Source organism: Pseudomonas sp. NFACC04-2, from assembly GCF_900119265.1.
Classification (GTDB): Bacteria; Pseudomonadota; Gammaproteobacteria; order Pseudomonadales; family Pseudomonadaceae; genus Aquipseudomonas; species Aquipseudomonas fluorescens_AA.
In genome coordinates this window covers 49,701-58,955 of the sequence record NZ_FPJC01000028.1, presented here as the reverse complement: position 1 = coordinate 58,955, position 9,255 = coordinate 49,701, and the positions used below count along the sequence as shown (strand labels likewise).

At 61.5% G+C, this 9,255-nt stretch carries 6 protein-coding genes and 1 rRNA gene; all 7 read left to right on the top strand.

Annotation, left to right across the window (positions count from 1 at the left end; translation table 11 throughout):
• Positions 1 to 93: ribosomal RNA gene (rrf, locus tag BT125_RS25830) — 5S ribosomal RNA — on the top strand; the annotation flags it as partial.
• A 175-nt stretch (positions 94 to 268) separates the two neighbouring features.
• A complete protein-coding gene (locus BT125_RS25825; protein ID WP_072411696.1) occupies positions 269 to 904 on the top strand; it encodes an NADH:ubiquinone oxidoreductase subunit N in 636 nt (211 codons plus the stop codon).
• A 157-nt stretch (positions 905 to 1,061) separates the two neighbouring features.
• Positions 1,062 to 2,567 (top strand): YdgA family protein, encoded by a 1,506-nt coding sequence (locus BT125_RS25820; protein ID WP_072411694.1) that lies wholly within the window; start codon positions 1,062 to 1,064, stop codon positions 2,565 to 2,567.
• Between the two features lie 246 nt (positions 2,568 to 2,813).
• Entirely contained in the window at positions 2,814 to 5,294 is a 2,481-nt protein-coding gene (gene pgaA / locus BT125_RS25815; protein WP_072411692.1) for a poly-beta-1,6 N-acetyl-D-glucosamine export porin PgaA, read from the top strand.
• A 12-nt stretch (positions 5,295 to 5,306) separates the two neighbouring features.
• On the top strand, positions 5,307 to 7,304 hold the full coding sequence (gene pgaB / locus BT125_RS25810) for a poly-beta-1,6-N-acetyl-D-glucosamine N-deacetylase PgaB (RefSeq protein ID WP_072411690.1): 1,998 nt from the start codon (positions 5,307 to 5,309) through the stop codon (positions 7,302 to 7,304).
• A gap of 1 nt (position 7,305) precedes the next feature.
• Positions 7,306 to 8,661 (top strand): poly-beta-1,6-N-acetyl-D-glucosamine synthase, encoded by a 1,356-nt coding sequence (gene pgaC / locus BT125_RS25805; protein WP_060739781.1) that lies wholly within the window; start codon positions 7,306 to 7,308, stop codon positions 8,659 to 8,661.
• Positions 8,658 to 9,164, top strand: coding sequence for a poly-beta-1,6-N-acetyl-D-glucosamine biosynthesis protein PgaD (gene pgaD, locus BT125_RS25800; protein WP_072411688.1), 507 nt, complete (start codon positions 8,658 to 8,660; stop codon positions 9,162 to 9,164). Before pgaC ends, pgaD begins: the two co-directional genes overlap by 4 nt.
• Positions 9,165 to 9,255: the final 91 nt, after the last annotated feature.

Here is a 9,255-nt window from a genome sequence, read left to right as displayed (position 1 = left end):
ACCACCTGATCCCATCCCGAACTCAGAAGTGAAACGATGCATCGCCGATGGTAGTGTGGGGTTTCCCCATGTGAGAGTAGGTCATCGTCAAGATTGAATTCCCAGAACCCCTGTCTGCCTTAGCAGACAGGGGTTCTGTCGTTTTGGGCCGGTAATCGGATCGAACCCCTGATGCCCCGGCAAACCCCCAACGCCGTTGCTATGCTGTGAGAGTCGGGCTCTGGCGACCAAGAGGGCCACGACGTCACTGGTCATGGGGATTCCAATAATGAAAAACCCTTATGCTCCCGGCTTTTGGTGCGCCACCGCGGCATTGCTGCTGCTGTCGGCCACTTATTTTTATGGCGTCATGCTCACTCATCAAATCGACAAGGCGTTGCTGTTCCTCGATAGCGCGGCAGCGTTGATTGGCGTGATATCCATCGCAATCGTGGCCTGGGCTTCGTTTCAGGGCCAACGCATCAAGAAAAAACACCTCGAGCAAGGCAAGACCCTGGTGCTGATTTGGGACACCAAAGTGGCATTGCGACGCGTCGAAACGGTGTTTGACCGTTATTTCTGGGGCAGTTATTGGCAACCTGGCCGCACATTCCAGGAAGTCATGGGCGAACTCACCGGCACTCCGCTGGAAAAAAGCCTGGAAGCCCTGAAAGTCCAATGCGCGGCCCTGGACAAGCAGGTCACCCAGAACGGTTGGCACTGGCTCAACAACGCCCGTGAATTATGCGACGTGGCTAATGCCATGGCCCGGGAGCGCTATCAACTGGACTTTTGCGATTCGCGCGCAGAGTCATCGGGTGCGGCGGTGATCAATCGCGATTTCGAAGTGCTGGTGTACACCTGGACGGCCCGCCTCAAGACTTTCGACCATCAGCTCGATGAGATCGAAGTCCAATATTCGTAGACCACCTCTCAAGAAAACGTTTTTACCCCTATAAACATTGGGCCCGCAAGGGTGCCGGATGGTAATCTCCCCTCCTCTTTGCGGCGTCGAGCCACCCCCTTGACGTGTCAGGGAAGACGACGGCTTTCTTCAACCATGGATATCGATCGGGTCACTCATGAATAAATCAGCAAGCGTACTTCTGGGAATCGTTGTGGCGGTCGGTGCTATCAGCGCGGGCGGCGCCTGGTACACCGGGACCAAACTCGAAGGCGTGTTGAAAAATGCTATTGCCGATAGCAATAAGCAGATGCAGACAGCCCTGTCCGGGTCCAACAGCACAGCCGCCCTGGAGCTGGTTTCCATGGACCGTGGCACATTCAGCAGCACCGCCCACTACCGTCTCAAAGGCGAAGGCGAGATATTCGGCGGCGAGTCGGTCGAGCTGCTCTTCGTCGACCGGATCGAACACGGCCCGCTGCCATTCTCGCGCTTGATTACGCTCAAGTGGCTGCCGGTCATGGCCACCAGCCACACTGCGCTTGAGCGCAATCCACTGACTGACAAGTGGTTCGCTGCAACCAAGGACCAGTCCCCCCTCAAAGGTGTGGTCAACCTGGGTTACGACGAATCCATCAACGGCACCTACGAGCTGCTGCCGTTGGACACCAAGTTGGATGAACAGTCCCAGCTCACCTTCTCCGGTCTTAAAATCGACCTGGCCGCCAGCGCCCAAGGCCAGAAGGTCAAGGCTGACGGCTACATGGACAGCTTCAAGTTGACCACCGTTGCCGAAGACCAGACGCCGGTGCAGGTCGAGCTGAACGGCCTGACATTGGCCAGTAACCTGAGCAAAAGCTCATACGGTTACTACATGGGTGACAACACCCTGCTGATGAGCAGCACCAAGGCCACGTTTGGTGAGCCGAAGTCGGTGCTGGGCCTGAAGAACTTCGAAATGAAGAACAGCAGCAGCGAGAACGGCACCAGTGCTTCGGGGCGTGCCGATTACAAGATCGGTGAGTTGTCGTTCAACGACAAGACTATTGGTTCGGCACAGATGGCGGTCAGCCTGAAGAACCTGGATATCCCGGCCACCATGTCGCTGATGCAGATCTACCAGACCAAGCTGCAGCCCTACGAAAAAGCGGCCGCCGAAGCCGCTGCAGCCGGTGAACCGGCGCCAGAGTTGAGCCTGACCGAAGCTGAGGAAGCACAGGTCAAAGCCGATCTGGAAAAACTCTTGGCCGGTGCCCCGCAGGTGGCCTTGGAAAATCTGTCGTTCAACACTGCCAACGGTGAAAGCCGTGCCAGCCTGATCGTTGATCTGACCAAGCCGCAGTCCATGGACCTGCCGCCGGATGAATTGGGTCGTCAGTTACTCGCCCTGCTGGATTTCAATCTCAAGGTTTCCAAACCGATGCTGGTGGACCTGATGACCGTGCAGGCACAGATGGAAGGCCAGACGGATGCCAAGCTGATCGCCGATCAAGCCACGGCTACCAGCGATATGTTCAGCGCCATGGCCGTCGGTACGCAATTGGCGACCCTTGAAGGCAACGATGTTGTCACCAAGTTGCACTACGCCAACAACCAAGTCGATTTCAATGGCCAGAAAATGACCGTTGAACAATTCTCGGCATTTGTGATGAGCAAGCTGGGCGGCGGCGTCGCCATCCAGTAAGCCCGTTCAGGTCACACCCAAGACCCGGCCCGTGCGTGACGCACCGCCGGGTTTTTTTATGCCCACCGATCAACCCTTGGCCGAAATCTGTATCGATTCTGAAGAATTGTGGCGTTCCTGAAGATGACCCGCCCGAGAGTGCAAGACTAGGCCCATTAGAGCTTGGCTGGATTCCTTTGATCCGGCTTCCTGTTTGATGGGCAAGGGGGCACTGCGACCCGGCTGGCCATGTAAGGATGCTGACGAATGCCGCGTACTGTGGGTCCTTTTATTCAACGTGGTTTGCGCCCGTTGTTTCGTGTCGCGCTGTGCAGCCAACTGTGCTGGCCGATGCTGGCGTTTGCCGATACCGCCTATGACCAAATGGTGCTCGACGCCCGTGCAGGCCATTACACCCCTGCGCTGACTGCGTTGCGCCAGGTGCCGGCCGGCCAGGCCAGCGCCGCGCAGATCAGTGACCACCTGCAGATCGCCAGCTGGGCCGGCCTCGATACCGAGGTGGTGACGGTCTATGAGACCCAAGGCCGCAATCGAGCGCTGCCCGTCCAGGCGCTGACTGCGACGGCTCGTGCCTATCGCAACCTCAAACGTTGGGATTCGGCGGCCCAGCTGTACCGCCAGGCTTTGGTGATCGACCCTCAGAACCCCGATTTGCAACTCGGCCTGGCCTTGACCCAGGCCGATGCAGGCCAGCCCGACGAAGCCGTCACCCGCGCCAAGGCCCTGGTCGCTGCCAAGCCGACAGATCCGATGCGTCGACTGGCACTGGGTTATGCCTTGACCCGCGCCGACAGCCCCCACGAAGCGCTGTTCGAATACGACCAGGCCTTCACGCGCGCCGGCAACAGCCCAGAGGTTGCGCGCGAATACATCTACGCCCTGCAACGGGCACGGTTGCCGGAGCCGGCGCTGCGCCTGGCGCGCCTGCAGCCAGGGCTGATCGACCGTGGCGTGCAACGACGTCTGGAGGGTGACGTCGCCGCCGAGCGGGTGCGCCTGGCGGACATGGCCAGCCGCAGCGAGCAGGAGCGCTTCGTCATTGCCGACCGTGCCTTGGCCGACTACGACAAGTTGCTCGCCACCTGGAGTCCGGTGGCCGAGGCCCACGACGACGTACTCCGTTGGCGCATCGATCGCATGGGCGCACTCAATGCCCGTGCCCGTCGAGCAGAAGTGATTGCCGAATACCAGAAACTGATCGCCGAGGGCGTGAGCATTCCCACTTACGCCTTGCGCTGGGTGGCCTCTTCCTATCTGGAACAGCGTGAGCCGGAGATTGCCGTCGATCTGTACCGCCGGGTCCTGGCTGCGCCGGATGCCGATCCCGCGGAGCGTTTTGAAGACAGCACCGCGCTCTACTATGCGTTGCTGGAAAGTGAAAGATCCGAAGAGGCTCGTGCACTGGCCGAAGACATGGCGAAAGCCCAGCGTCCGCGCATCGAGCTCAAGGGCCTGCCGATCGGCAACCCCAACGATGAATGGATGGACGCCCAGCAACTCGCCGCCCAGGCCGGCACGTACGGCGCCGACCTGCCTACTGCCGAGGCGCGCCTGGAAACCCTGGTCAACCAAGGTCCCGGCAACACCGGCATGCGCCTGGCCCAGGCCGATCTGTACCAGGCCCGTGACTGGCCGCGCCGTTCGGAAAACCTGCTCAAAGAAGTCGAGGCGACGATCCCGCGCAACCGTGACCTGGAAATCGCCCAGGCCCGCGCGGCCATGGATTTGCAGGAGTGGCGGCAGCTGGATGCCCTGACCGACGACGTGGTCGCCCGCTACCCGGAAAACGCCCATGTCAAACGTCTGCAGCGCCAGCGCGAGGTACACGACATGGCCGAGCTGCGCATCGAGGCCTACACCGGCAAGAGCTATGGCGGTGGCAACGGTGACGCCGGCGCAGTCACTGGCAGCCGGGACTTTGGTATCGAAACGCTGCTCTACAGCCCGCCCATCGATGAAGACTGGCGGCTGTTCGGCGGTGCAGGCTACGCCACCGGTGATTTCGAGGAAGGCACTGGCCACCACCGTTGGCAGCGCCTGGGCGTGGAGCGTCGCACCCGGGACATGACGCTGGAGGCCGAGGTCTCCAATCACGCTTATGGTTCCGGCGACAAGCAAGGCGCGCGCGTGGCCGTGGCCCGAGACATCGACGACCATTGGCAGTACGGCGGTAGTCTGGATTACCTCTCGGCCAATACCCCGCTACGGGCGCTCAACAGTGGCATCCGTGCCAACGGCGGGAGTGGTTTCGTCCGCTGGCGGGCCCATGAAAGCCGCGAGTGGCGACTGGCGGTGAGCCCGTCCCATTTCAGTGACGGCAACAACCGCCTCGAAACCCAACTGACCGGCCGCGAGGGCATCTACAGCACGCCGCGCCTGCAAGTGGAGCTGGGTCTGGAAGTCGGTGCCAGCCGCAACAGCGGCTCCAACGAAGTGCCCTATTTCAACCCGAAAGCGGATTTCAGCGTCATGCCGACCGTGAGCGCCAACCACGTGTTGTATCGCCGCTACGAAACCACGTGGAGCCAGCAATTCCAGGTCGGTGCCGGTACCTACAGCCAGCGTGACTACAACACCGGGGCCATGGGACTGCTCGGCTACGGCCAGCGTTTCATCTGGAACGACGTGCTAGAGGCAGGTGCCGCGCTGAGTTGGCTCAACCGCCCCTACGACGGCGATCGCGAAAGCGATTTGCGCCTGCTTGTCGACCTCACCTATCGCTTCTAGAAGAGTTTGAAGATGCCTGTCATTTCGCGATTCATCCTTCTGCTGGGGGTCTTGCTGATCAGCGCTTGTGCCCAGCAAGCCCCGGCGTTCACGCCGCCTTCGCAGCGTCCGCTGGCGGCCAATGACGCCCCGTGGCCGAAGAACCATGTGCTCGGCATCGCCTACCACGATGTCGACGACCGAGACCCGGACCAGGCGCTGGTGGCCGTGCGCACCGAGCGGCTGATCGAGCAACTGGCGTGGCTGCGGGAAAACAATTACCAGCCGGTCACCGTGGACCAGATCATCACCGCGCGCAATGGCGGGCCGGCGTTGCCACCCCGTGCGGTGCTGCTGAGTTTCGACGACGGCTACTCGAGCTTCTATACCCGCGTCATGCCCATCCTGCGTGCCTATAACTGGCCGGCCATCCTGGCTCCGGTCGGTAGTTGGGTCGATACGCCATTGAACCAGACGGTGGATTTTGCCGGAGTGCCGCGCAAGCGTTCCGAGTTCCTGACCTGGGAGCAGATTCGCGAGGTGTCGAAGTCGGGCCTGGTGGAGATCGCCGCCCACACCGATGCCAATCACAAAGGCATCCTCGCCAACCCGCAAGGCAACCAACAACCCGCCGCGACCACCCGGCGCTACGACCCTGCCACCGGTCGTTACGAGACCGAGGCCGATTTCCAGGCGCGCCTGCGCAAGGACGTGGCGGCCATTTCCGAGAAAATCCGCAAGGTTGCCGGTTATAGCCCGCGCGTTTGGGTCTGGCCTTACGGGGAGGCAGACGGCACCGCGCTCCAGGTGATCGGCAGCGAGGGCTATCAAATGGCCCTGACCCTGGAAGATGGCCTCGACAGCCTGGATAACCTGATGAGCGGCCCACGCTTCCTGGTGGCGTCCGACCCGGATGGCGCCCATTTCGCCGAAAGCATTGTCTCGGTGCAGACAATGGACCCGATGCGGGTGCTTCATGTCGATCTGGACTACGTCTACGACCCGGACCCGGTGCAGCAAGAGGCCAACGTTGGCAAGCTGGTCCAGCGCATCTACGACCTGGGTGCCAATACCGTGTTTTTGCAGGCATTCGCCGATCCGAAAGGCGACGGCCTCGTGCACTCGTTGTACTTCCCCAACCGCCACCTGCCGGTACGGGCCGATCTGTTCGACCGGGTCGCCTGGCAATTGCGCACCCGGGCCAACGCCAAGGTCTATGCCTGGATGCCGGTGCTCAGTTTCGCCTTGGACGCCAAGTTGCCGCGGGTGCAGCGTTGGGACCCGGAAACCGGCAAGACCGGCGTCGCCCCGGACCAATATGTGCGCCTGTCGCCGTTCGACCCGAATGTGCGCAAGGTCATCGGTGAAATTTATGAAGACCTGGCGCGGATGAGTTCGTTGGATGGCGTGCTCTACCATGATGACGCGGTGTTTTCCGATTTCGAGGACGCCAGCCCTGCGGCCCTGAAAGTCTATGCCGCCAACGGCTTGTCGACGTCCATCGCGGCCCTGCGGGACGATCCGGCGGCGATGCAACGCTGGACCCGCTTCAAGAGCCGCTACCTGATTGACTTCACCCATGAGCTGACCGCCAAGGTCCGGGCGATTCGTGGTCCGCAGGTGCTGACGGCGCGCAATATCTTTGCCGAACCGATGCTCAACCCGCAAAGCGAAGCCTGGTTCGCCCAGAACCTCGACGACTTCCTCGGCGCCTATGACTGGACGGCACCGATGGCCATGCCATTGATGGAGAAGCAGACCCGCGCGCAGTCCGGCCCGTGGTTGGAGCGTCTGGTCCAGACCGTCAAAAGCCGGCCCGGTGCACTCAAGCGCACGGTGTTCGAGTTGCAGGCGCGAGATTGGGACAGCCAACCGGTGACCGACATCGACGGCGAACTCCTGGCCGACTGGATGGGGCGCCTCAAGCGCCAGGGCGTGACCAGCTTCGGCTACTACCCGGACAACTTCATCGAAGACCAGCCCGCTGTGAAAACCGTGCGGCCGGCGCTCTCCAACAAGTGGAATCCTTGACATGCTCGACAGACTGCTCGCCCTGCTGGTGCTGGCGATCGTCCTTGGGGTGCCCCTGGGCCTGATCTTCCTGGTCACCGGGCAATTCCTGATGGACTTCGTGTTCTTTTACCCGCTGTTCATGTCCGGGCTGTGGATCGCCGGCGGCCTGTATTTCTGGCTGCACTGGGAACGCCACTGGCCGTGGAAGGACGACACCTTGCCACCGCCACTGGCAGGCGAGCCGCTGATCAGCATCCTGATCCCGTGCTTCAACGAAGGCGATAACGTCGCCGACACCATTCACGCGGCGCTGGGTCAGCATTATCCGAACATCGAAGTCATCGCCATCAACGACGGCTCCAAGGACAACACCGCCCAGATGCTCGATCAACTGGCGGCCGAAGACCCGCGTCTGCGCGTCTTGCACCTGGCTGAAAACCAGGGCAAGGCCGTGGCCCTGCGCATGGGCGCCATCGCGGCGCGCAGCGAATATCTGGTATGCATCGACGGTGACGCGCTGTTGGCGCCGAACACCTGTGCTTACCTGGTGGCGCCGATGCTGGACAACGCCCGCCTCGGCGCGGTGACCGGCAACCCGCGCATCCGCACCCGCTCGACCTTGATAGGCCGGGTCCAGGTCGGCGAGTTTTCCTCGATCATCGGCCTGATCAAGCGTACCCAGCGGGTCTTTGGGCGGATCTTCACCGTGTCCGGCGTGATCGTCGCGTTCCGTCGCACCGCCCTGCACCGGGTCGGCTATTGGAGCCCGGACATGATCACCGAAGACATCGATATCAGTTGGAAGCTGCAACTGGATCACTGGAGCATCTTCTACGAGCCGCGCGCGCTGTGCTGGATTCTCATGCCCGAAACCTTGCGCGGTCTATGGCGGCAACGCCTGCGCTGGGCCCAGGGGGGCGCCGAGGTGCTGTTCAAGAACATCCGCGGCATCTGGCAATACCGCCATCGCTACCTGTGGCCGCTGCTGTTCGAATACTGCCTGTCCACCGGCTGGGCGTTCACCTTCCTGCTGTCGGTGATCTTCTGGGGCGCCGGCAAATTCGTCGAAATGCCTGCTGCCATCGCCGTGGATCACCTGATGCCGCCAGCCTTCACCGGCCTGTTGCTGGCCGTGGTGTGTCTGCTGCAGTTCGCGGTGAGCATCCTGATCGATCGGCGCTATGAAAAAGGCCTGTGGCACATCATGTTCTGGGTGGTCTGGTACCCGTTGGTGTTCTGGCTGATCAGCCTTTTCACCACCTTGGTGAGCTTTCCCAAAGTGTTGTTCGGGCAGCATCAGAAGCGTGCGCGCTGGATCAGTCCGGATCGCGGTATCAAACCGTTCGATGATCAGGAAGAGGAAGTGATCCGATGAAAATTATCAGGACCCGGCAACGGCCTTTTCTGGTGGTCATCGATGCGCTTTTCACCGTGTTGGCGTGGGTGGGGCTGTTGTATTTGCTGGTCAATGGGCTGTGGCCGCTGCTCGACGGCCAGGCCGGTCCGCGCCTGGGAGGGTCGCTGTTCGACACCCTGGGAACTTTGCAGGTCTATGGTTGGATCGCATTGGTCAACGCGGTGGTGCTGATTGCCTGGGCGCGTTATCAACAGCGCAAAAGCCGCAGCTTCGCCCAGCGCCGACTGCCGGCGCCGGTGGTGGATGACCAGGGCTTGAGCGCCAGTTTCAAGTTGACCGGCGAGCGCCTGGACACGCTGCGCCAGCCCGGCTCGAAGATCATCCACAACAACCAGGACGGCGACATCAGCCACGTCGTGCCGCATTTCCACTTGCTCAGCCCGGACTTGCAACCACCGCCCCTGGCGCCATTGGAGCGACCACGGGTAATCCACTTGCCGGCCGATCAGTCTGTGCAGTGATGCAAGCTGACCCGTCGCTATCGCGAGCAAGCTCGCTCCCACAGGGGATTGGGGCGTGGCGGATATTTCGGTTAACACAAGATAAAACTGT